General features: G+C 31.9%; 22 protein-coding genes. 3 read left to right on the top strand and 19 right to left on the bottom strand.

The features are described 5' to 3' along the window. Positions 1-77 precede the first annotated feature (77 nt). Together HEQ28_RS13065 and HEQ28_RS13060 are read left to right on the top strand one after the other, a co-directional pair. The gene (locus tag HEQ28_RS13065) at positions 78-803 is read left to right on the top strand and encodes a hypothetical protein (protein ID WP_434503113.1); all 726 of its coding nucleotides are present in this window, start codon (positions 78-80) and stop codon (positions 801-803) included. Then, on the top strand, positions 800-1,327 hold the full coding sequence (locus HEQ28_RS13060; protein WP_434503112.1) for a hypothetical protein: 528 nt from the start codon (positions 800-802) through the stop codon (positions 1,325-1,327). Before HEQ28_RS13065 ends, HEQ28_RS13060 begins: the two co-directional genes overlap by 4 nt. A gap of 234 nt (positions 1,328-1,561) precedes the next feature. Here the strand turns inward: HEQ28_RS13060 and HEQ28_RS13055 are convergent, their stop codons facing one another. Then, positions 1,562-1,906, bottom strand: coding sequence for a hypothetical protein (locus HEQ28_RS13055; protein WP_434503111.1), 345 nt, complete (start codon positions 1,904-1,906; stop codon positions 1,562-1,564). Positions 1,907-2,450: 544 nt separating this feature from the next. Continuing rightward, entirely contained in the window at positions 2,451-2,753 is a 303-nt protein-coding gene (locus tag HEQ28_RS13050) for a hypothetical protein (RefSeq protein WP_434503109.1), read from the bottom strand. Positions 2,754-3,294: 541 nt separating this feature from the next. Between HEQ28_RS13050 and HEQ28_RS13045 the strand changes: the two genes are divergently transcribed. Then, a complete protein-coding gene (locus HEQ28_RS13045) occupies positions 3,295-4,056 on the top strand; it encodes a hypothetical protein (protein ID WP_434503107.1) in 762 nt (253 codons plus the stop codon). A 99-nt stretch (positions 4,057-4,155) separates the two neighbouring features. Here HEQ28_RS13045 and HEQ28_RS13040 read toward each other — a convergent pair whose 3' ends face one another. The 17 genes from HEQ28_RS13040 to HEQ28_RS12960 all read right to left on the bottom strand — a co-directional run bounded on the left by HEQ28_RS13040 (position 4,156) and on the right by HEQ28_RS12960 (position 22,323). Further along, positions 4,156-4,491, bottom strand: coding sequence for a cupin domain-containing protein (locus HEQ28_RS13040; protein WP_434503105.1), 336 nt, complete (start codon positions 4,489-4,491; stop codon positions 4,156-4,158). Between the two features lie 79 nt (positions 4,492-4,570). Continuing rightward, on the bottom strand, positions 4,571-5,440 hold the full coding sequence (locus tag HEQ28_RS13035) for a TIGR01777 family oxidoreductase (protein ID WP_434503104.1): 870 nt from the start codon (positions 5,438-5,440) through the stop codon (positions 4,571-4,573). 173 nt (positions 5,441-5,613) lie between these two features. Next, positions 5,614-6,750, bottom strand: coding sequence for a nucleotidyltransferase family protein (locus HEQ28_RS13030; RefSeq protein ID WP_434503102.1), 1,137 nt, complete (start codon positions 6,748-6,750; stop codon positions 5,614-5,616). A 13-nt stretch (positions 6,751-6,763) separates the two neighbouring features. Then, the gene (locus HEQ28_RS13025; RefSeq protein ID WP_434503100.1) at positions 6,764-7,477 is read right to left on the bottom strand and encodes a WecB/TagA/CpsF family glycosyltransferase; all 714 of its coding nucleotides are present in this window, start codon (positions 7,475-7,477) and stop codon (positions 6,764-6,766) included. A 24-nt stretch (positions 7,478-7,501) separates the two neighbouring features. Further along, the gene (locus HEQ28_RS13020) at positions 7,502-8,800 is read right to left on the bottom strand and encodes an ArnT family glycosyltransferase (RefSeq protein ID WP_434503098.1); all 1,299 of its coding nucleotides are present in this window, start codon (positions 8,798-8,800) and stop codon (positions 7,502-7,504) included. Between the two features lie 178 nt (positions 8,801-8,978). Next, on the bottom strand, positions 8,979-10,160 hold the full coding sequence (locus HEQ28_RS13015) for a glycosyltransferase family 4 protein (protein ID WP_434503096.1): 1,182 nt from the start codon (positions 10,158-10,160) through the stop codon (positions 8,979-8,981). Positions 10,161-10,201: 41 nt separating this feature from the next. Continuing rightward, positions 10,202-11,575 (bottom strand): hypothetical protein, encoded by a 1,374-nt coding sequence (locus HEQ28_RS13010; RefSeq protein ID WP_434503094.1) that lies wholly within the window; start codon positions 11,573-11,575, stop codon positions 10,202-10,204. 1 nt (position 11,576) lies between these two features. Continuing rightward, positions 11,577-12,437 carry an NAD-dependent epimerase/dehydratase family protein gene (locus tag HEQ28_RS13005; RefSeq protein ID WP_434503092.1) on the bottom strand — a complete coding sequence of 287 codons (861 nt, stop codon included), beginning with the start codon at positions 12,435-12,437 and terminating at the stop codon, positions 11,577-11,579. Beyond that, entirely contained in the window at positions 12,430-13,533 is a 1,104-nt protein-coding gene (locus HEQ28_RS13000) for a glycosyltransferase family 4 protein (protein WP_434503090.1), read from the bottom strand. Before HEQ28_RS13000 ends, HEQ28_RS13005 begins: the two co-directional genes overlap by 8 nt. 7 nt (positions 13,534-13,540) lie before the next feature. Then, positions 13,541-14,434 carry a phosphotransferase gene (locus HEQ28_RS12995; protein ID WP_434503088.1) on the bottom strand — a complete coding sequence of 298 codons (894 nt, stop codon included), beginning with the start codon at positions 14,432-14,434 and terminating at the stop codon, positions 13,541-13,543. Then, complete coding sequence (locus HEQ28_RS12990; protein WP_434503086.1) at positions 14,431-15,735, bottom strand: hypothetical protein; 1,305 nt, start codon at positions 15,733-15,735, stop codon at positions 14,431-14,433. Before HEQ28_RS12990 ends, HEQ28_RS12995 begins: the two co-directional genes overlap by 4 nt. 2 nt (positions 15,736-15,737) lie before the next feature. Next, positions 15,738-16,799 (bottom strand): glycosyltransferase, encoded by a 1,062-nt coding sequence (locus HEQ28_RS12985; RefSeq protein ID WP_434503084.1) that lies wholly within the window; start codon positions 16,797-16,799, stop codon positions 15,738-15,740. Between the two features lie 10 nt (positions 16,800-16,809). Beyond that, a complete protein-coding gene (locus HEQ28_RS12980; RefSeq protein ID WP_434503082.1) occupies positions 16,810-18,069 on the bottom strand; it encodes a hypothetical protein in 1,260 nt (419 codons plus the stop codon). 4 nt (positions 18,070-18,073) lie between these two features. After that, positions 18,074-19,042, bottom strand: coding sequence for an acyltransferase family protein (locus tag HEQ28_RS12975; RefSeq protein ID WP_434503080.1), 969 nt, complete (start codon positions 19,040-19,042; stop codon positions 18,074-18,076). Positions 19,043-19,054: 12 nt separating this feature from the next. Then, positions 19,055-20,257, bottom strand: coding sequence for a glycosyltransferase family 4 protein (locus HEQ28_RS12970; protein ID WP_434503078.1), 1,203 nt, complete (start codon positions 20,255-20,257; stop codon positions 19,055-19,057). Positions 20,258-20,268: 11 nt separating this feature from the next. Then, positions 20,269-21,135, bottom strand: a complete 867-nt coding sequence (locus HEQ28_RS12965; RefSeq protein ID WP_434503076.1) for a DUF6492 family protein — start codon at positions 21,133-21,135, stop codon at positions 20,269-20,271. A 171-nt stretch (positions 21,136-21,306) separates the two neighbouring features. After that, positions 21,307-22,323 carry a glycosyltransferase gene (locus HEQ28_RS12960; protein WP_434503074.1) on the bottom strand — a complete coding sequence of 339 codons (1,017 nt, stop codon included), beginning with the start codon at positions 22,321-22,323 and terminating at the stop codon, positions 21,307-21,309. Position 22,324: the final 1 nt, after the last annotated feature.

Here is a 22,324-nt window from a genome sequence, read left to right as displayed (position 1 = left end):
TGCTGAAACATATTTTGGATTATTACGTCCATTCATGTTCCCATTTGGTAACAAACAAATAACAATTAAACATTGATATGAAAAAGATGGTATTAATTTCTAGCTTGCTGCTATTGATAAGCAGTTTCTGGTCGTGCAACAAAGACTTAGTTGAATACAGTCAGGGCGACATTAAGGTAAAGATTGTAGAGGGTGACGAATGGCTTCACGACTTTCCTCTCTTTCTGGGCATTAACAAGAAAAATCCACCACAGGTGGCAATATGGATTGAAGACACTGACGGCAACTACCTCACAACCATATATGCATCTTACAAGATTGCTCATCAGGCTTGGCAGAGTGCAAATGGCAACCGTCGAAAAGAAGCACTACCATGCTGGTGTTATGCAAGAGGCGTAAAATATGCAGATGGTCTATATCTACCTACAAAAGATCAACCACTTACGGATGCAATGTCTGGAGCCACACCACGTAAGGGATTCGATGTGAAGATTACCCCTAACAGTAATCTTAAAAAATTCATTGTCAAGGTAGAACTTAATCACTCTATAGACTTCAACGACAGCTATCCAAAGAGTGCTAAAGAGGGTGACCCAAATTATTCCGGAGGAAAAGAAGGAAGCGGACAACCAGCACTTGTGTACGAGGCAATGGTAGATCTAACTTCAGGTATAAAAACTTTTAATGCACATCTCATTGGGCATAGCAGTCCTGACGGAACTTCAGGAACAGTATATAATGATATGAGCGGAATCACAACAGCTCAGAATATTGTAAAACAAATAACAGTAACTATACAATGAAAAAGATAATTCTATTCCTTAGCATCATGCTAACAGGCATTACGACTGTCAATGCCCAAGAAGAATGCAAGATTTCATTTTCTGGATATCTAGGAACAGGACTTGCGATGAGTACTCCAGAACGCACTCCTGTCACACTCCACGTGATAGGTTATTACAACATAAGCAATAGATTTTCTGCAGGTGTGGGCACAGGAGTTTCTGTATACGAGAAAACACTGATTCCTCTATATGCAGATGTGAAATATAAGCTCTCAGCTCCTCACAAATTCACTCCTTATGCTGAATGTGGATGTGGCTATAGTTTTGCACCACAAAAGAATACCAACGGAGGTTTTTATTTCAGTCCTACAATTGGTGTTGAATGGTCGGCATTCAAAAAGAACAAGGTATTATTTGCTGTTGGCTACGAACTTCAGGAATTTGAAAGACTGAAGCAATTTGAAAATCAATACATCAACGCTGAATTTCAAGAAAGCCTCAGCCACGGTTCTATCGCGTTAAAAGTGGGAATGACATTCTAAGATTGTATTCCACACCTATATATAATACAAAAAACTATTGGAGGTAACATCAATTATTAAATAATTGATGTTACCTCCAATTCTTTAATAATGCTAATCACTCGACTATTAATTTATGATCGTTGTCTATTCTTTATGCTAGTAAACAAAAACGGCATATCTGTGAGTTTGCTAGATATTTTAATACGTTGAATATCTTGCAAATGATGCAGTGCCATACTTGCTAGAGCTAAACTATTTTAAATATTTCTCATTAGCAGCAACAAACTCTTTTACTTTTTTCATATCAGAGTACTCACAATCAGGAAACACAATCTCGCCATAATACACAGCAAATAAATACACCCACCTTTTAGCTAAACTTTTTATCGCGTCTTCTAGAGTCTTACCCAAATAGGTATCACTATACTCATTACGTTCCATAAGAACACGAAAGGTATAGCCATTCTCGTTTTTGTAAATATCACTATAATCTATCTCTTTCCAATCCATAACAATCGAATAACCGGGTATTTTTGCTAATAGTTTATTAGAATTTTCCCAAAGAACTTTTTTTTCATCTACTGTCAATTTATGCATATCCAAATCTTTTAGTTTCTAACTTTTGCATGAACTACATCATAATAGCTTTTCATAAGTACTTCTTTCCAACTTTATTATTACAAATATATTACAAATATTTTAAAAACAAGAAAAAATAATCTGCAAATTCTTTATTTTAACATTTACATATTTTACACATTACACATATCCTACTGATAATGAGCAACATAAATAAACTATACAAGAATATCATTATACTATTTTTTCTCACAAAATAATGTAATCAAACACTTATATAATAAAAACAGAGCCGTAATTTTGTACGAATGTTTACTATAATAACTATGCAGAGACATTGCATATTTATAAGAAAGAAATCACAATTTAGTCTACCTACAAATAAGGTTCTTCATCAATTTATATTTCACCCCCTAAATTGACGAAGAATTTGCAAATATTGAATTATCGCACTTAGAAGAAACAATATCAAACCATAAGGAAGTGGATTAGGAGTGTTTGCAAAATTTTGCATCCAAGTGCACATTAGACAAACTAATTGTAAGCACTCCTAAAAAATGTGTTAGTTCATCAATTTAATTTTAAAAGTCAAAGTTGCACCCGTTGTTTGATAGAGTGCCGCATCACTAGAATTTGGATCATAGAGAACATGCTCATCAGCAGTTTTTGTCTTGCCTAATATGGCATGAACCTTAATCCAGACCTCAGCACCTTCAGGAATATTAAGAGTATGTAAATCAAATGATTCTGTTTGTGGGTTTGGATATCTATCACTCCATCCACTTTCACCACCATTCCATATCACTTTAAACTCTTGAACAAAACCTGCACGATTTTCGCAGTTAATTTTAGAAACTTTTTTCATAATCTTGAAATTTAGATTAAACCTGTGCACACGATTTAGATTAATAAAGGATTAGGATTTTCCTTTTCCTGATTCATAATTTACAATTATTCTATACTAATTTAGCATTACTAAGCATTTCGCAAATATAATCTTAATTTTGAAACATTGTCATTCTTGAAGATACTTATTCACTAATATTAATGTTTCATTAAATGGGCAACCATTTGCATGTTAACAATAATCACAAATATAATTCTATCCATTATTTGTTAAAGCCGTAATATCAGCATTTACAATTCTAGAGTTCTTTAAATACTAATTCCTACAAGCCTCTAACTCTTCTGGCTAAAGCTACGGATATTGTTTAAGCATAATATTATCTTAACTACATGATATACAACAAGTTAATTATTACTTCTTTTTACAGAAAAGATATTCAAAAAACAATACGCTATGTTTTTTTTATTATATTTGCAACGTACGGGATTTGTATTACTAAAACTTTGAAAAGCTACAGAATGGGAAACGCCCATTCAAATAATAACCTAAAACTTAAATTATGTCTAAAATTGCATTAGAAGCTCTTGGTGGCGAGAGCGGAAAGTATTTAAGCCATGCAAAAAATGAAGTTTGGTTGCAAACAGGCAATCAAGGTGATGGTGAAGTTTTCATTAAAGAAGACAGACCTAACGGAAGAGTTGCATTAGCGTGCATTGGTGGAGAAGTAGGTAAATACCTCTCACATGCATTTGCGAAACTATGGTTACAAGATGGTGTTCAAGGTGAAGGAGAAGAATGGATTTGTCATGACAAAGGACATGGAAACGTTGCTTTTGAATGTTTAGGCAAAGAAAAGGGTTCATTTTTATCACACGCCTTTGACAAAATGTGGTTACAAGATGGATACCAAGGAGAAGGTGAACTGTGGGCTAAACAAGAATTTATAGCTCTAGAAGCCCTTGGAGCAGAAAAAGGTTCATACCTTAGTCATGCATTGGACAAAGTTTGGCTACAAAACGGAAACCAAGGAGACGGTGAAGTCTTTATTAAAGAACTTAGACCTAACGGCAGAGTTGCATTAGCTTGTCTTGGCAAAGAAAAAGGTAAATACCTCTCACATGCATTTGCCAAACTATGGTTACAAGATGGTGTTCAAGGTGAAGGAGAAGAATGGATTTGCAATGACAAAGGACATGGAAACGTTGCCTTTGAATGTTTAGGCAAAGAAAAAGGAAAAGATCTCTCACACGCATTTGATAAGATGTGGTTACAAAAAGGCTATCAAGGAGAAGGTGAGCTGTGGGCAAAACAAAAACAGTAATAACATCTAACTAAAAATAACAGCCATTCATTATTGATGAATGGCTGTTATTATAAAAAAACAAATTCTTATTAAAGGATATAGGCAATGATGTCCACTTTAAACAGAACACCCTACGGTTATCGTTTTACAATCAGTAATCGCCTTTATTCCATGCTTTGTTCCAGCTGGAATTATAACATAAGTACCAGAATTTACCATCATCACCTTATCATCAATCATGAATTCAAGGGTACCGTCTTCAATGATAAAGTGCTCTTCCATCGTTTCATGGACATGTACTTCAACCTGTTCCCCTGCTTTCAAACGAGACACAGCAATCTGAGTAATGTTACTAGAAGCCTCATCATTAGAGCACAACACCTTTTTAATTCCAGCCCCATGTGATGTAGTTACATCATTAATTGCATTTATGCTTTTGATTGTAAATCCCATTAATTAATCAACATCATTAATATTATCGTATAATACCAGTATTTCATACACTATCACCCACTACAGACTCTTCACTTTATTAATACATAAATTCAAAGCCTGTACTTCTGAACTTTTCATTACTAATCTTTGAGCCTTGAAGCAACATTTCAGCTCGTTCCATAAATAGCATTTTGATTATAAATGCAGGAATGTTTGGCGTCAACTTTCTTTTGCCAAAAGAGTCCAACAATTTCTGAGAGAATTCGTTCATGGTAATATTTTGATTAGCCACAATATTAAAGACACCGTCAATTTCGTTATGCTCTAAAATGTAATTATAAACACGAATCAGATCAGTAATATATACCAATGGGAAATATTGCTTGCCACTGCCTAGTGCAACACTTAAACCTAACTTCGCCAATGGTGCTAATTTCTGGTATACTCCTCCATCCTTTCCAATAACCAGACCTTTACGCAAAATAACCACTCGGTCTGCTACGTCTCTGAACTTCAAAGCTTCATCTTCCCATAGCCTACAAACATAAGCTGGGAAATCAGTACCATTGTTGTCCTCTTCAGTAAAAATATGATTAGCAGTTACAGCTCCATAATATCCCACAGCAGATGAAGAAATCAGCACATCTATTCTGTTGCCTGATTCAATAATAGCTTTCAAAAGAAAGTCCAACGGCTTCACCCTACTGTTCAGAATTTCATTCTTACGGTCTACAGTCCAACGTTTTTCTCCAATATTAGCTCCAGTCATGTTGATGAGTGCATTCACACCATCAAAAGCCTTCGGCTCAATAAGTCGTTTGTCTACATCCCATCGGTAATAATGTATGTTTTCCTCATCATTCATACTCCGTCGGGTCAGAACATTTACTTCATGTCCATTCTTTACAAGAAAAGGAATCAAGCGTTTTCCTATAAATCCAGTACCACCGGCAATTAATATTTTCATATATTAGAGGTTTTAAAGTCCAATTGCATCTGGCAAATATAAAGAGTATTTTTAATAAATGCAAATTTATATCTCTTTTGTTTCGATGCATCATGTAAATTAGCCGATGCTGATTAGATGTAAAGGTCCTGAATACTTATATCATACGCAACATTCTAAATAATGTTTTGCTGCTATTTCAGCTTTGTAGTCTTATGTTTCTGCCTCCAAAAGAAATGCCAGATACGGAATATCGGTTCAGAGATTGCTTCTGACGGGAAATACCTTAGTAGTCGCCAATCACGATACAGCCGTTGCAAGTTTCTTCCCAATGCGCCATTACCGAATTTATACCGAATATCATACTTTCCGAAGTTACCTCCCTGCAATATTTCATTCAGAACAAACCGCCCACGCCTTTCATCAACAGGTACCAAAACCTTTTCTTGATTCATTCCGAAACACTCTGTCAATATCCACATGATAGCACCAGCAATATTACGAATACCAAGATACGAGAACAATGCTTTATAATCAATACTGTGTTCAACATCATTCTCCATCACATAATAGTAGTCCAACAACTGTCTCAAACCAATCCCTTCATTAAAAAGATGATTATAGATATGGCTCAACAAAAACACCTTATTGAATTCAGGTGTTGGAACAGCAATCTCGCCATCAGCCATGTCCGTTCTGTTATGAAACTGTTCATCAGCGTTTTCTGCGTAAAACTCCTGTAATCTAGAATTGAAAATGAAATTAAACATGAACGAAGGGCGATAATGCACCTCCACTTCCGTTCCGTTAAATTTAGGATATTCAATATGATGATAAGAAGCCTTTGTATCAGGATATTGTAACCTAACATATTCTATTGTTTTCCTTACATCAGCGATAACACTTCTTTTCCCCAAGTCATACTTTCTCGGTCTGATCAATATATCAATATCGCCAGGAGTACGCGAGTTAGGCTGCGGATACAACAAAGCATTACCCTGTCCTTTAAGAAGACAAGACTGAAATTTGTCTTGGGAAAATTTCTCTGATATCTTAATAACATTAGCACTGACATTACAGTTTATTCTCTCAATAACTCGAACATTTCTAAGCCATTCTAGCACCAGCATTCCAAACACGTCCCTCTCCGCATCATCATGAGCCGGAGGCGTAGCCCTTTCAAGAGCACGGAATATCACTGCCAACAACGATTGCTTTTGTGCTATGCCATATATCTGTTTCCATTCAGTCACAGACAGCTGTGGCACTTCAATGTCATCGTTGATGGCACATCGAAGAATCTGAAAGAATTTATTTTGTATGTCAATCATATATCTATCTCGATTATTCCTTCCATATATTCCATAAGAACAGAGTGTTGCCGATTATATACCTACGCCACATACGTCTAGGTTCCTTAAGTAAACGATACAACCATTCAAGCCCGTTATCCTGCCACCATATCGGGGCACGCTTCGCAGTACCTGCATAGAAATCAAATACAGCACCAATCGTTCCGCAATGACAATGAATATTCAAATCCTTCCAATGGCAGTAAGCCCATTTCTCCTGTTTCGGAGCAGTCATACCAATCCAAAGCAAATCTGGATTTGCACTGTTCACAGCCTCAACCATCAGCCTATTCTCCTCATCAGTAAATTCAGGCTTATAAGGAGGTGAATATGTAACGATCTTGATGTTAGGATAGTCAATGGCTGCACGTTCTTTGATCAGTGCCAGCACCTTTTCACTGCTACCAAGAAAGAAGCAAGTACCACCTTTCTCGTTCAACTTCTTCATTTCAAAGTTAAACAAGTCAGCACCTGCCACACGTTCCTTCGGTCCAGTCATCCAGTGTTTCCACTTGAAAGCCTTTACGATGCTCATTCCGTCAGGAATCAGAACATCACCTTTTTCCAGAGCCTCAGCAAAGAGTTTATCTTCCTGTGCCGTGTTATATGAATGTGCGTTAATTGTATTTATAAGCAACTTTCTATCAGGTAAAGACACCAAAGCATCCTTACCAGAAAGTATCTTTATATTTTTAATATATAACATCTATATTATTTTTTCATTCCGCAATTAATAGCGCTTCTTGTATATCAGTGTGTCTGCCCCAGATGCAGCCCATATTATTAATGGGAACATGAAGGGATAATGATACCGTGGCTGCACAGGGTATAAACAAGTCAACAGCATTCCTACTACAAAGAACGTCAATATCCATCCTTTAATTGTGAAGATGTCCTTGCGATTTTTCCATAATGAATAAGCAAACAATAATAACATCAAGTAATACGGAATACTCTTCAGCAACTTAAACATCAATCTCTTTGCGAAATCACTCTTAGAATATAATCCGTGCTGATATTTATACATGAACTGTTCGCTACCGAAAATTCGTTGGTCACTCCATGAATCCTCAGCCAACAATACAGGTATTTTCTTTATATAAAGTTCGGCATATCTAATAGGATTACATTCTATCCAAGCGATAGCCCGAGCCATTCTTATAGAGTCTCTTTCAAAACAAGTCTTCTGCTGTTCGTTTTCAATATATGCAATAGAAGTTGGATCCTCCCATATATTAGCATCAACTCCGCCAAACGCCTTGTCATTGGCTGTCATTATCAAATTAAAACCTGATGTTGTAGACTGGAAGCATAAGCGCCCTAAGTTTCTTTTGGCAGAAAAGCCAATCAGTAATACTGTAGCTATCATTGCAACACCAGCAAGCGACAGTTTCCAAGTCCATTTACGTGTCACAAAATAATAGAGTATTATGCCAACTACAAATATCACAGCCAAAGGACGGATCCAGTTTGCCAAGCCCAATAGTATACCCGCCAAAACAAACTTCCATGCTTTATCTCCACCAAGCACACAAAGGCTGACGGCAGACAATGCCAAAAATAAGAATGGCAACTCGGTATTAGCAGACAGAGCGATGAACCAGTTCACATAAAGTGCACAATATAGTATCGAAGCAATATAAGCAATTCTTTCTGAGAAAAAATGCTTCGCCAAAAGGAATATATTGATCAGCACTCCTATATTCAAAAACAAATAAAGCACCTTGTTCACAAACAAGGTACCCAACAATCTAAACTCAGCAATAAGTAGGTTAACCAATCCAGGAGCGAAGATATATTCAGAATATAAATCGCACTTCATTGGATACCACTCCCCTGAGTCATAACATCTATGTGCCAGCATAATATAAGTTCCCCAGTCCCCCTGTTGAGGTCCGAATTGGCAGAACATCAAGACTATCTGAGCGAGAAGCCAAATGCAGCCAATCACCCAAGCAGCCAATTTCAGTTTCCCCATTTTGGATTTACCTATCATTTTTACATAAGTGTTATGAAGCTTATCTTCCATCTTTTATTTTTCCACCGTCACAGATAAATGCTATATTTTATTATAACTCTACTAGCTCTTTGTCATTTCAACTGCTGTGAAACAAAAGCTGAAAATATAGTATGCGATGAATGCTGTTAACCACGGATGGTTACTTATGAAATTCCATATTTCCATATTATGATTTTAATGAATATGACTAAACAAGTTGTTTATAAATCTCAAACATCTGTTTAGCCTTGTTTTCCCATGACAGTTCATTTGCTGTCATTATACAATTATCAGACATTGTTTTTATTTCATCACGATTATCATATAGATGTTTGATGATTGATGAGAAATCATCAATAGACTGTATGGGATTAGTCAACGGCACCTTTCGTCCAACTTTATCATTTATCACATATCCAAATCCACATGCGTTAAAACATAGTACAGGCAATTGATAAGTAATAGCTTCTAATACAACAGTAGACGTATCTTCACTAACACTCGTGAATAATAACAAATCTGCTAATGACATAAGTTCATGTACCTCTTCATTTGGCAAAAATCCTTTCCAGACCACTTTTCGTGTTATTTTTAAAGACTCACAAAGTTGTTTATATTTACTTGTTTGTTTTTCATCACCAGTACCACATATAATTAATTGAATATCAATATCTAGAGATGAAATAATTCTTAACGCTAAATCTAACCGTTTACGATAATCAAATTTGCCCACCCATAGTAATTTTAATGTCTTATTATTAAAATTATGCATTTGCTTATCTTCAACATCAAAGCATCCTGTTTCTGGTATTATATATGTTTCAAGTCCAAAACTTTTTTTTATTGCAATATAGGAATCTGGTATTGAGCTAACTAATACAGAAGCATGATTAATTGCTTTGTGAACTCTTCTTGAGTATTTCAATTGTAATTGGTTAATTCCATTTTTTATCAAATTAAATAACCACATTTTTGTTCCACCATCTTTTAGATATAAAATTGGGAATTGCTTTAATCCACCTATAGGTCCCCAAACAAAAGGAATATCTTTTATTTTCCAAAGATATCCTGGTTCACGAAAGCCGATCATGTTCAATTGGTGGACTATATCTATTTTATTATGCGCTATAATATCAAGAACTATCTCATAAGTTTTATATTGCCATTTTTTATAATGTTTATAGAACCTCCAGTCTCCTTGATTCCAACAAATCTTACGAACTTTATCAGGTACTGAATTATAATAAAAATGCATATTCTCTGCTTGCGGTAATGTCAGCAAAGCAGTTTCAATGTTGCCTTTAAATTCTCCTTCGGTGATAATATGAAGCTCGCAATACTTTGCAAGATTCACACACCAATTCCATGCCATTCCTGGTTCACTACCCATATTAGGCGAACAAGCATAAGCATTTATTAGAACAGACAACATCACATATTAAATTTATTAAAGATAAAATTATCTATTATCGGGAACAATGAAGCTGTAGGATTAATACCACCGCTTCTTGTCAAACAGCCTGTATTTACAACCAGCATATTATCCCACCTAGTATAATAATCATCTACCGAATCAAAATGCAGCATGCCATAAGGGTGATATATATCTTCACAAGTCTGTACTTCAATTTTATCCGCAATCAATTCGTAGTTTACATTACATGTATCTAAATGCTTAATCGCCGAAGTTTTCGCAGCCTCATAAATCTTAACGGCCTCTTCATCAACATTATAATAAACATTTAATCCGTCTATGCCATACTTATCTTTTTTGTCAGACAGTTCTATATAACTATTTTTCGTCGGATTCTCAATATCAATATATAGATACCATTCATCATTCATTACATACATTTTTCTCAATACAATAACCGACCATGCGAATCCTAAAACATTAGGAATATCCTTTATTGTGGTTTTTATGTAATTAGGAATATCCTTTATTGAGAATTTATGATAAAACAACACATCCTTAATCATTGAGAAGAACGGAAATTTCATATTGAACACAGGGTGTACATAATATGAAATATCTCCTATTTCGCCAATCATACGTTTTGTTATTAGAGAAGTTCCTCTCATTCTAAACACAAAATCTTCGTTGCCTATTACAGTAGAGCCTTTCACTTTAAACATTCTCTGAGACAGATGATCCGAAAAATGTATTTTTCTCTCGTCAATCATATCAGAACTTAATAATATTCTTGCGCTCTCAAAAGCACCAGCTGTCAAAAAGTAATAATCAAAGGATGCACGTTTTTCTTTACCATCTTCCAGATAGACAATATCCTTTATGTGTTTATCGCTATCTCTTTCAAGTTTGACGATTCTGCAATTAGACTTCACCTTTACATTCGCTCTCTTATTGATTTTAAACCAATAGAAAAAATTTCTGTGAAGCATGCTAAGCCATACGCCTGTTTTTGTGAACAGTTCTTCAGAAACATGATTCTCGGGAAAATTATTTTTAATATTAAACTTCGCTAGGCATTCATCCTTATATTTTTTATCTAAACAGATAACATCCTTCATGAAACCATCAGGATTAGCGAAATCATTATCTGTATACGTCAACAATTGTCCACCCCATTTGTGAGAAGCACCTCCCCAACCAAAATATCGCCCATCAGTAAGTCCTTTATACATAGACTTCTTTAGGCGAGACAAAAGCCCTATCTCTGTTTCATTTTTTATTCTATTATCACCTATATCAAAGACTGTTATCTTAGCTTCAGGATATTTTTGTTGGATACTATTTACTATATAACTACCATAGGTTCCGGCACCCAGAATTGCGATTTCCATATCAATTAAACTTTATACTTAGTTTATCTTCAGTTCTTTCAGAACTAAAATCACTTTCAATATACATACCGTCAAACCTACTATACAAAGGCTTTGGCATTATTCCAATTTTCATTAGCAATAACGGAACATATTTAAAAATCAGTTTTGGCAAAACAATTATATGCTTATACCCCAACAGCTTTGCATATCTGTACTTTGTCATTTTATCATTTGGAAAGAAATGATAAACAACATCATTATTTTCTATATTAATTATTTTTATTAAAGCTTCATGTATATCCTCGCGTTTCACTATAGGCTGCCTACTTTTCTTATCACCTTTAATGACAGCAAAGCCACATGGCAATGGTTTTATAAACGGACAAGGTCTGTTATCCGCTAACACATAACCAGGTCTAACAAGAATTAACTCAAAAGGCAGGGAATCTTTAACCGACAATAGATAGTTGTCCACAGCTATTTTAATTTCTGCATATCCCCTCTTGCTAGTATTTTTAAGAGTCTCTATATCTGTCTTTTCATTTATAGATGGAAGATGATAATTATAATTCATTATTGTTGAAAAATGAATTAATTTCTTAACATTCTTCTCCGCACAAAGTTTTAATAAACTCTTTATATATCTTATATTATGTTCAACTGTGTCATCCTTAAGCACAGCAAAGTTAATCACAATATAATAGTTATCGTTTAGGAATTTGTTATTCGCTATGTTTATATAGTTACCATAAATTATATCGCCATTGCGAGATTCATTTCCTCTGGAGAACATATCTGACACAATTCCCATATTTCTCATCACATCTTCAACTCCGTTCGCCACAAAAGAAGATGCTCCACATAGTAAACTTTTAATCATTATTAATACAATCTTTCAATATATTAGTTATATTCTGTTCAAATATTTCTTTAGTGTACAGTTTTAGAAATTTTTCTTTCCCTTTCTGTCCCATCTTTTTTACTTCATCTCTATTATTTATGCAGTATTCCATTTTAGCTGCAAGTTCTTTTGTATTACGCTGTTCGACCAATAGACCTGTCACATTATCATCAACAACATGAGGAATTGCGCCTTCATATGTGCTTATACATGCAAGACCCATTTGCATAGCTTCCAATAATACTAACCCAAAAGTTTCTCCCTCATAATATGTAGGAAACACTAACACTTCGTGTTGAGCTAACACTATATTTTTCTCATCGTTATATTTAGGACCAAGATAACTAACTTTATCCTCAAGTCTTTTATTTTTTATCAATTCTATCAACCGATGGCTATCAATATCTCCAGATTTTCCTACAAAATCACAATGAAACATTAAATCATTATCATTTAATATCTTACAAGCATCCAATAAATCGCTAACACCTTTATCATTGATTAAATTCGATAAAAATATGAATTTTAAATTCCCATCATGACTGTATTCTGTGTTTATGTTATTAGCAATTTGTATTCCATTCGGACATAAATATAGATGTTTATTATCAATATAATCATTAAACGTTGTAGCCAGAATCTCATCTAGAAAAATATAATTTGTCCCATTAAAAAAATGTCTATACAAAAACTTATTATACCATTTGTCACCAAAACCAACTTTAGGTTTATTATGAAAATGGAGAATTATCTTAACGTGTAATCTTTTAAGAATAAAAACCGTCAAACAGTCTCTATAGAATCCCCAGTCCCATGTAGATGGTGTCAAATAACATAATGCCGGATTTTCTTTATATACTGTTCGTATAATCTTTCTTAAAAATGAGAATAAAAAAAAGATCTTTCCCAAGCTAAGCTTTCCAATAGATGACACATACCCTGAAGCTGATGGATTGATATATATACTGTCAAAAGCTTCATTAACTATTTTACTGTTATGAATGTATTCTCCTATTACAGATGCGCCATGAACAGGTGGAGGCATATGCATTATAAATAATATCTTTTGAGGCATCTTAATTTCATTTAAAATAATTTATCAATTCTAGATATCGATTTGCATAATAAGAATTGATATCCTTATTAGACATTTCCTCATATTTTATTTTAGCAAAGAGCCTTATATAGGATAAATAGTCTTTGCATTGAAAATAAGCATTTATCAATGAAGAGTTTTTATCGATTATCATTGCGATAGTGTCTTTATGGTTTACAGCAAAATTCGTCTGAAATATATATGTAAACAAATCATATCCTAAAGGTCTCTCAGCTGCCATCTCCCAATCTATCAATTTTATTTGATCTCGCACTAAAATCATATTCCATGGACAGAAGTCACCATGTGAGAAACAAGTATTATTATCAGCGGACTTATCAACATGCAGTTTTGATAAATCATTTAAACAAGCCAACACCAAATTGTCATCAATAGTACATCGTACTTTACTTCCAACAATTCTTTCAACTTTCATAAACACAAAATCATCTGTTCTTTTCACCAGATAAACCTTTGGAACAAATCCATTATTTTTTAAAAGGTTATATATTCTAACTTCATTATTTGTAAGTTTTTGTGCTTTTTTAGAAACTGAATATTTTGCAAAAAAGTCTTTCTTCTCTATTGAATCATATCCTAATATAGAAATCTTTCTGTCTGGACCGGGTGATCCTAAATTAAAAGCCATCAAAGACCCATTCCCTTCAATATTTACTATATCATCATAAGGAAAATCCAAATTGGAAGAATCGATCATATTTAATAGTCTGACTAAACTCACATTTTTAAATAACCACCAATATATTTTACCCAGAATACACCCATAATTTCCATATAAGTCATACATGAATCTATTATGTTTATTTATTTGGGGAAAATAATAAGAGGTTACAAAAGTTTTAAATCTATATAACTTCATTTTGAAAATCTTTTAGACATCATTTCTTGTATTGCTTCCATGGTCTTATTTATTGAAATTTTAACATCAACAGTTGTATCTATCCAAACAGAATTATTTTTTGTTTCTGCAAATTTTTTCAATTGTGTTGTTTGTTTACGAACTTCCTCTAATGAAGTTTCGGGCTTTCGCTTATATATAACATCTGGGTTACCACCTAAACAAATAATAATATCTGGCTTAGGTACAAAGAATTCTCCTATTTTAATAATCCATTTTGGCAATAATATTTTTGCTCGTTTCTGATCAATATAATAATCATAATAATACCTATCTAAAATATAAACATGTGAATATAATGCTATAGAAGGTAAAATCTTAAATAAATATCCCCAAATATAGTCCTGAAGATAATATAAGAATTTACATAAAGAACCTAAAAAACCAGAAACTTTTACATCATGAGGATGTGGTGATACCTCAATCTTTTCTTTTTGTCGCTTACCAAACAATATGCCTATATCTGGTATTAAGTTTGGGCGCAGATGTTCATAATGAATGCCATGATGAAAAGCACCTTCTAGAATAGGAGTTATATGATCTATAATTGTACTTTTCCCAGAGCCATCAGTACCCAACACAACAACGAAATAACCAGGACGCTTAAATAAACGATGGAATTTAGCTAGGTGACAGCTAATTTCAAATTTATTTTTTATTCGTAATTGTTGAATCCCATATTTATAAATATCATTAATTAAACTATCATTTTTTTTCTCTTCTCCAACCTTCTTTAATAGCCGAATATATTCATCAGAAAATAGATTAAGACCATCTTTAAGCTCTTCAAACGACATTGATTTTATTGCAAGACTTGCATCAATATAAAATTTTTCTTTCCTATTGCAATGCCTAGTATTAAGAACTTCTTTTAAAAAAGATTCTACCGCTTCCCATTTACTATCAAGAACTTGAACTCCATTATATAATATAGTATGTTTCCATATAGCATCACCTGTAAAAAATTTACAATTTCCTATAGGTACTATATCTTTATATACATCAAACTGCACCCCCCAGTCAATCCCCATTATACATGTTTTTGGTTCATATAGTTTATTAATATACGAAACTATTTTTCCATGATTTTCTTCTGCACATTTCATTAAAATAGTATAGAACTTCTCTAAATGCTCTTTTGCTACCCAAACATCAATATCACTTCCCCCTGTAGATTTTGGAAGATCTACATAATTTCTCATAATAGAGTATTTTATTGACTCTTTACATAATTTATCAAATAAATCTAATAAAAATTTCATATTTATAGTTTTAGAAAAACCTTTAAATTGTTAATTTGTGATCTTTGTTCATTTATAAAATTACTAATTGATTGTTTACACTCAACATAGAAACTTTTATTCATTATTAAACTAGGATTAAAATCTTTAATATCATCATATAAAAAGCCCAATCCTTCATCTTCGATAAACTGTAAAGCGCCACACCTATGTCCTATAACAGGAACACCATTATAAAGCATATCTAGAACAACCCCACTACTTCTATCATTTGCATATGCTCCTTGATAGTTTAAAATGCAATATCGACTTTGACGTATAAGTTTATAATAGTCGGCATCAGTAATAAATCCCAAACGCAGTTCTATATTACTAGCTCCTAACGCAGCTTCTTCAATCTCTGATTTAATCTTCTGATCTTGGGGTCTCCCTGCAACCAAAATTTTAAAAGATGTATTTGCCAACTTTTTAACTACATCAACAATACCTTTTTCAGGAGATATTCTACCTACCATTGAAAAATCATATTGACAATCTGAACAGATATCGAGATTTGATGTTTGATTTCTGATACCTGTAAATAAATAATCCGAAATTACCAAATAAGGTATTTTAAATTTTTCTCCTATTTTCTTAAAAGGACAAAGTAAACCTTTTATTTTTCTTTTTGCAAATTTGAAAAACAATTTATGAATTGGAGACACAATATCGTCAGTACTATACTGAATAAGATAGATTATATTTGTTTTCTTTGCAAATAGCGCAATACCTAAGAATGTTGTCACAGCACTTGAATGTTGCATAACAACCACATCATTATTTTCAACATGACTAAAGAGATATTTACAATTCAATAAAGTATGCCATTTCGCCTTAAAATAATTAGAATTAGCTGTATGATCATATGGTAAAATTATCAAGTCTTGTTTTTTTAACCTAGTTGTATAAATTGGGCCACCTGCTGCTTTAACTTCACCTATATTGTGAAATGCATCAATATAATTTTGTGCTAAAGCGCAAAAATGCCCTGTACTAATTCCTTTATTATTAAGGCTATTCACATCTGCTATTATTAATCTCTTCATAAACTCTACTTTAAAATTTCAATGCTAGAATTTCTTTTATTTGAGAATCTGTATAACTTAACCATTTTTTCGAATTACAAAGTCCAATAAGAATCCAAGGTGCAATTGATGTAAGACTCACTATACCGACACTAGAAATAAAACCTACAAAAAAGAATCCTATTAAAACTACAGCAACATCTTTCATAAATTTGCTGTTTGATTTTTTTAGAGCTTTATAAATTGAATTTATAACGATATACAGATATAAGATTATATAAATCAAACCACCTTTTAACATTAAATTTAAGAAATCTACCTCCACTCCATTTCGTTGCCAAAAATCACCATTACCAGTTTGTGACATTGCAAAGAATTCAGAATAATAATGACAATAAGCACCTTTACCAATCCAAATTGAATTGCTCCCCAATAAATCTTGAAGTACTTCTGCATACAAGAAAGTTCTTGTATCTGTTGCATCAACGTTTGTTCCTTCTGAATCAATAATTTCACTAAATTGAGCAATGATAGACGAATTCTCATATATTGCTAGATAAAATGAATACACAAGAAAAAATATTATAAAAACAAATAATATATAAATCAACTTTTTGTTTTTGCCAAACACGATATGATTAACCAAAAGAAGAAACATAAAACCAATATAAATAAGATTTGTTCTCGTAGGATTATCACCAACAAATGCATCATATGTCATAGATACAATAACTAGAATTAGCAATATTATAAATCGAGAATCTATTTTATTATTTTTACTCATTAATGGCAGAAAGGGTAATAGAAAGAATATCAATATATAACCATTATTCAAATATGTAGGATTAATATACAAGAAAATACTACTAATTGATATAATAAAGACTACCCTTTTAATAAAATGTTGATTTATTAAATTAGTAGAGAACAACCCAAAAATTGGTAATAACATTAATGGGGCCATTAAGACATTTCCAAATAGAGTCAAATACCGATTACCTAAACTATCCAAATAAGGATCATCTCTATTTATTAAGGTATGAATTATTGTAAAGACTCCAAATAACATTAACAGATAAATACAATATCTGAAATGAGCAGGAACATCTTTTATTTTTCGATATCGCCATGGCAAATAAGCAAACGCACCCCACATACATAAAGCAGTAAATACTTTATAAAACTGTTCTGATATGAAAGTCAATCCGCCAACAGTTAGAATTAAGGTTTCTACCATCAATAGAACTTGAACCTTATTCACACTTTTTGATATATATCTATTATCTTTCATATTATCACCTTCCACCATTAATTACTTGCCATATTGGATTATTTTTTACCTTGAGAATATATCCTAATAATATTAATATAGAAAATGTAAAAACTAACTCCATCAAGAAAAAAGAAAAAATTGAAAATGGATGTTTATTTAAAAATATAGCGTTAATGATATTAAAAATCATCCAATGGCTACAAAAAATAAAAAAAGTATATGGTTTAATTAATCTATATAATCTATCAGGAATAATGTTAATTTTCAAATATATTATAATTATAAAAATTGGCGACACCTGTCTATATATATAGTACAGAAACTGTTTTTTATCTTGATTATACTCAAATATCAAAAATAGTACAATTATTATTATTATAGACACCGGTATTAATATTTTAAGCATATCTTTCTTTTCATACAAAACAGAAGAAATACGCTTATAATACATTGATATATATGAACCTAATATTATACTTGGTAAAAAAAACAATAAATTTCCGTAATGAAATTTTACACCTATAGGTAAAGAAAAAAAGAAAAATAATATTGAATATTTCGACTTTTTTATAATATATCCAATAACTGGAGCAACAATAACAAATTGATATAATGTCTTTAAATACCATGTTGGCATATCAAATTGGTTAAGCCAAATTTTGCGCAAACTAAAATCATCAAATGTAAAAATTCCATCTTTATAATATCTAATTACAACAAAAACGGCATATGCTATAATATTGAAAATAATGAAAGGAATTACAACAGACTTAAATCTACTTTTTAACTTATATAAATATGAATTACTTGGTGAGTTCCAATCAAAACTCCAAAAATACAAGAATGAAGAAATAGAAAAGAAACAAGGAACAGCCATGTCTGTTATATATGATAAAATTCTATTATTCGCATAACCAAAATGTAGCATAACAATAAGAATTGTTAGGAATACATTAGCATTAGCAATTTTATTTGATAGCTGTTTATTCATCTAAAGTAGACTTTATTTTTTTATTATGATGGAATTATAAATAGAAAGTATATCATTTGTGATTTTATCTGGATTATGCCTTGTAAGAGCAACTTTACGCCCTTCACATCCCAAAGACATACTTGTATCCTCATCAGAGACAAGACTATTAATTATAGAAGATAACACATATGGATCATTTGATGGTGCCAAAATCCCATCAACATTATTTTTTATCAATGAAGACATTCCTCCAACATTGGTTGCAACAATTGGTATACCTAATAATTGGGCTTCACAAACAGCATTAGAACTATTTTCTATATAAGAAAAATGGGCAAATAAATCTGCATCCGCAATTTTATCTATTAACTGTGACGCATTAATAACCCCCATCGGCATAACATTTACATCTCTAGAATTTATATGGGTTATTCTTTCGATATCTTTCAATGTTGAAATTCCATAGATATGCCATTCATAAAAAGTATCAGAATAAGTGTTTAAAAGTTTTGCAACTTTCAATATAACATCAGCACCTTTATATAAGCCAGAAGATATTATAGAAATGATAGTTCGCGTCTTTCTATTTTTTTTATATTTCCATATTTTAGAGGAGTTATATATTTCTGACCTAAGCATTTCGCTACAATAAAAATATGTAGATTTGGGAGAAATAAACTTACTGATGCTTTTATCCCAGTTCGTACGACCTATGAAATATCCGCATTTTTGCATTATAAGAGTTTCTCTTTTAACAAAATATTTATAAACAGCACGTATATACATATTCTTCGGAGATAGAAAGAATAATTTTAACCAAGACATACCATTTGGCAGCCATGCATTATAAATAGGTCCAAGAATACCTTGTATATGAATAACTACAGGTATATCCGTAATATCACAAACAAGCCCTAAGAATTCTTCTGTCCCCCAAACATGTATTATATCTGGTTTCGTTTTGCTTAGAATTTCGCTAATTCTATTTTTTATTCTCTTTTCTTTATACGTCTTATTAAATAGATAAAGATGAGGCCTTTTTATACCATAGTAAGTACAATTAGTATCAAAATCCTCTACATCTTCATTCCAAGGAAATGCCAAAGATAATTTTATATTTCCCCCACAGAGAATTTGTTTCTGCAATGTATAAATCCATCCACCTCCATTGTAAGAATTATTACGATTTGCATACATAGCAGAATTACCACTTAGCCAAAGAACTTTTATCATCTGGTTATACTTTATTTTCTAAAAAAATGCATTAATTTAATGCAATAATAATTTAAACGTATATACAATATAGGCGAATTCTTCATATCACGTAATTCAAGAGATATTGAGTCAAAATCCAAACTTAAGTCATTTATGTCATTTCTCTTATTCAAATTTCTCCCATAGAATTTGGCACAACTTCTAAATGTGCGTAATTGACGTAATTTAAAATTATCTGGATAATTTAAAGCCATATAATTACCATATGTTTCATATTCAGAGAAACAGTTAAAATTATCTTTCTGCAAAAGGGAAAGTATTCTATCATATATAGAAAGTCCTCCGTCTAATCTATAACTTATGGTTTGAATCATCTCATTCATAATATAAGTATCGAACATAAGATGTTCTGATATGAAAGAATAATCAACTTGTCTATCAATATTCAACAAATCTTTTATCATTAAGAAATATGATTTATTATACTCTTTCTTTGGATTTATAAGGATTTTATCATCATCAAAGAAAGTTATTCTATTTATTGGTATAGTATCTGCATCCCATGCTAAATAATATTTTTTTGCATACTTTGTCTGAGCAAATGAAATTTTAAGAAATTGCTGAAAAAACCAACCGCCAGAATAAGATTTACCATATTTGCATTTTATCAATTTATCTACTTTTTCATAAGTTATGTCTTTGCAAATTTCATCTTCATTCAACAGAATTACATTATCCGGTAATTTTTTTGTTTTAATTTTATTGAAATTATTTAAAGATGTAATTATATATATATATTGAGGTTTAATATTTTTATTTATATATACTACGTTTGTCGTAACAAGCATAACATCTTTTATTCCGACAGGAATTATGACATCAAATTTATTGTCCATATTAAATTATTTTAATCTTCTATTCTTTATTTAATAAAAAAATATTCATGGATTCGGCTTCTCCTCAAATTTCAATTAAAGAAAGAGGGGGTAAAACAGTAATATGGCAAACAAAACTTAATTCTTTTTACAAAACGCCATAATTTACACAATTCCAAACAAAGCGACAATTTATAACTTATCATTAAATGAACCCAATAATTTACGTTTTGAAAGATTGCCGATTGTCTTCCAACTAAAAGTTCTTATTACGGAATTTCTATTAGCTGTCTTAAAAACATCATTACTTAAATAGTCTACAACAAGAGATATATTCAATGGAATTACATCAATCATGTTTTTCTTTAGATATGAGTAATCAGGTTTATCAGTAGCTATAATAACTGGACATCCTGTAGATACTGCTTCCAAAAATGCATTATTTGCAGTATATTCAATTAACGGTAAAAATAACACCTTACTGACACGATATAAATTTCTTAGTTCTATGTCACTTATACCAGACATTAAATGAATTCTACTTTTAGAAGTAAAATACTTAAAATTTTCTTTGTTTGTGACTACATTGATTTGTAATGTTTCATCCTCATTCAATAGTTTACAGAACACGGTATTAGCAAACTTAAAGTCGCGCAACCAATTACCGACCATCAAAATGCAATTACTTTTTTGTATTTTTTCATCTGGTGCATAAAAATCAGTATCAATACCATGTGGTATGAATAATACATTATCTTTTCCCGTTGTTGTGATAAATTTATCAACTTCTTTATTGCTCATGAGTATAACCTCATCAATAGACCTAAGCCGCCTTAACCACAAATCATTATTGAACCAATAGAAAGGTTGATGTAGTGTAATTACGGTTTTATTGTTAAGCATAAGCCGATGGCAGAAATTACTATAGATATTTTCTCCATAAATAAAATGAAAAACACAATTTTTATGAAACATTGCGTAAAATAATGCTCTCACATAAGTAAACGGCAATTGGGTCTTGATTATTTTTTGAAATATCTTTCTAATTATTCGATCAACAATAGATATGTTTGGATTACTCCATCGTTCCAGTTCTTTCTGACCATCAATAATCTTGTCGTAAGGTAAGTGATCCTTAATATGATGATACCCTGCATGTAATCCTTTGTGATGCTGAAAGGCAAAACCTATATATACTAATTTTGTCATA

Source organism: Prevotella sp. (assembly GCF_051059605.1).
Taxonomy (GTDB): Bacteria; Bacteroidota; Bacteroidia; order Bacteroidales; family Bacteroidaceae; genus Prevotella.
The sequence above is the reverse complement of the archived record's forward strand: the minus strand, read 5'-3'. Positions and strand labels throughout refer to the sequence as shown.